This window comes from Gordonia sp. VNK21, from assembly GCF_046098115.1.
In the GTDB taxonomy this organism is placed as follows: domain Bacteria; phylum Actinomycetota; class Actinomycetes; order Mycobacteriales; family Mycobacteriaceae; genus Gordonia.
The window spans coordinates 1-2,766 of record NZ_JBJURU010000035.1 but is presented as its reverse complement, the minus strand read 5'-3'; the positions used below and the strand labels follow the sequence as shown (position 1 = coordinate 2,766).

The following is a 2,766-nucleotide window of genomic DNA, read 5'->3' as shown; positions in this document are numbered from 1 at the left end:
CGCTCTTGTCGATCCGCATGTCGATCCTTACACCGGACTGACCTTCATTCTGGTGCACCCCGACGACGCTGCCCACCTTCTTGCCGAGCATGGCGACTGCGTTGCCTTTGAAGACGCCCGATGCATCGGTGAACTCTGCGCACAGGGCGCGCGTGTCGTCGGACGCCGTCCGCCCTATCCCGATACCAGCGACCACCACAACCACCACGGCGATCAGGAGCAGCAGTCTTCGGACCCAGGTGGTCAGCATTTGTCGTCACCACTCGGAATGCACACACGAACCTCTGGTTCTGGGGTGGCCGGCGCACCGACCGGCGCCTGGAGGAGGACGCCGAGGCGCTGAGTGATCTGATCGACCTGTGTCAGGGCGTTGGAGTAGCCCGGCAGCTCTGTCGACACCTTGTCCAGGAGCGTCTTGAACTGTTGCACGGACGGTTCGATCCCATCGCGGTACGCCACGAGCGGCCTCGTCAGAAGTTTGAACAGACGCCTGAGATAGTCGAACCCGTCGCGGACGTTTTGAATATCAGGTCCCAGCGTACTGGCCAGGAAGCTGAGTTGACGGAGAAAGTCGACCAGCACCTGTTTTTGGTCGGCGAAAGCTTTGACGTATTCATCCGATAGAGCGACCGTTTTGTCGAGCTGACCGTACTGTCGCTCTAGAAGGTCGATCAAACTGCTGGTGTTCCTCAGTGCGTCGGGAATGTTTGTGTTGCCGTCGGAGAACGCATTCTGCAGCAGCGACGCAGTTTGACGGAGATCGACGCCGTTCACATCACGGAACACCGGCGTCGTCGTCTCGAGTGTGTTCGAGATGTCGTAGGTACTCGATGTCTGAACAAGGGGGATTGCCCCTGACAGCGCGGTCGGTCCTGACCCTGGGTCCAGATCGAGAACTCGCCCGCCGATCGGCGTGATCAGGCGAACCGCTGCGGTAGCATCCGAACGGACCGACACCGAGTCGTCGAGTCGGAACTTGACTGTGATAACCGTTCCCGTGAGGTCCACCGACGACACCTTCCCTTGTCTTATCCCCGCTATACGCACCTGATCACCCGACTCCAGCCCGCCGGTGTTGACCAGTTGGGCCGAGTACACCTTTTGACCGGGCGGTGAGATATACACGGCCCCGGCGATCACCAGACCGACCACCACCGTCACCACCACCACACCGGCGACGATAACTCCCCGGGTTCTCGCGCCAGACGCTGATAGATCGTCGCGAAACTCTGGTCGTACGTTGACTCAAGTTGCTCGCCGGTGATGACCGTCTTCGACATGGACCGGTTGACCTCGCGTAGCGACTCTCGCAGCCGGTCACTCACGCGGCTGAAGGCGTCGACGATCGATCCCAGCTTGTCGACGAGTTCGACCATCTCCGCTGAGCGGCCTTCGAGTTGGTCGGAGACCTGGCCAAGACTCGTCACAATATTGGTGATGATCTCAGACCGCTGGTTCCCGTAGGCGGTGATGTTGGCGACCTGCTTGAGAACAGGCGATATACCCCTTCCATCACCTTGAGCAACGCGCAACAAGTTGGCCTGCAGTTCATTGATCTCGTTGGCGTTAAGCGTGTCGAACACCGGCTTGAACCCGTTGAACAAGGTGGACACATCAAATGAGGGAACAGTCTTGTCGAGCGCCACCTGTGTGAGTGCCCCCTGTGTTTTTCCCTGTTCCGCACCGATCAATTCGACATATCGCTGTCCCAGAAGATTCTGATAACGCACGGCGGCGGTGGTGTTCGATGTGATCGTGACGTCGTCGTTCAGTTGGAAATGAACGACCGCCGTGGCCCCTTTCAGGTCGATCGCCGTCACATAACCGACCTTGACCCCTGCCGACCGCACACCGTCGCGAGGCTTGAGCCCGGATGCATCGGAGAAGACCGCAGATCGTTCAGAACTCGCTCCGTCCGAGCTGGGTTCGAGGATGGCGATGATCACGTAGGTGAGAACGCCGATGACTGCGGTGAACGCGACGATCTTGATGATGGTGGGAGTTAACGACTTGAGCTTCATCTACCTCGGTCCTCCTGCTGCAAGCGCGCTCTGCAGCGCAGGTGAGGTCTGCACTATCAGGGCGACCTGAAGTTGCACTCGCTCCCCGACCTGTGGCGCGGCCTTGTCGATGCTGTCCAGGATCTGCGGGATGGTGTAAACGGTCCGCGCGAGCCCCGATGCCGATCTGGCGACCGGCCTCGCCAAATCGAGGCCGACGTCCAGTAGTGAACTCAACGCCGGGTAGTTTTTGCTCAACAGTCCTCCGAGTCCGCCGAACAGGACCTCGCCGGTGTCGTTGAGGTTGCCTTTGGTCTGTTTGATGGCCTCGTCGGTGGCGAAGAAGTCCGCGATGTCGACGTTCATGAGGATGCCCGGAATGAACGGCTTCATGAAGTCGGCAACACCCTCGGACAGGTCTGCCGCGATCGCCAAATCCTGGCCCACTGGCCGCTGTTGGACGTCCCGAGTGAGCTGCGCGATCTGGAACATGAGTTTGCCGGTGTCGGCAAACGTTTGGGAATCGTCGACCACAAACTTCACCACAGAATTGAACGCTGGCTGATCGAGAGCATTGACCAGCTTGGAAAGTTTTCGAATCAGGGTCGATACCGAAGTTTGTTCGGACTGCTGCTTGCTCACATAGACACTGCCACCATCACGGATGAGCGCTCCCCGCCCAGGGTCGACAACCTCGAGTGCCGTCGGCCCCAGCGCGCTGGCGGACGTGTAATTCACCGCCATGCCCTGACTCAACCGGATGTCG

The 2,766-nt window shown here is 59.5% G+C and carries 4 protein-coding genes; all 4 read right to left on the bottom strand.

Features of this window, described 5'->3' with window-relative positions; all coding sequences use genetic code 11:
* On the bottom strand, positions 1–250 hold a 250-nt coding region (locus ACJMNC_RS18210; protein ID WP_408949355.1), incomplete at its 3' end, for an MlaD family protein.
* Positions 244–1,170 (bottom strand): MlaD family protein, encoded by a 927-nt coding sequence (locus tag ACJMNC_RS18205; protein ID WP_408949354.1) that lies wholly within the window; start codon positions 1,168–1,170, stop codon positions 244–246. The genes ACJMNC_RS18205 and ACJMNC_RS18210, both read right to left, overlap by 7 nt.
* Positions 1,158–2,021 carry an MlaD family protein gene (locus ACJMNC_RS18200; protein ID WP_408949353.1) on the bottom strand — a complete coding sequence of 288 codons (864 nt, stop codon included), beginning with the start codon at positions 2,019–2,021 and terminating at the stop codon, positions 1,158–1,160. The genes ACJMNC_RS18205 and ACJMNC_RS18200 overlap by 13 nt, the downstream gene beginning before the upstream one ends.
* Positions 2,022–2,766, bottom strand: a 745-nt coding sequence (locus ACJMNC_RS18195; protein ID WP_408949352.1) for an MCE family protein, incomplete at its 5' end; no start/stop codon positions are given.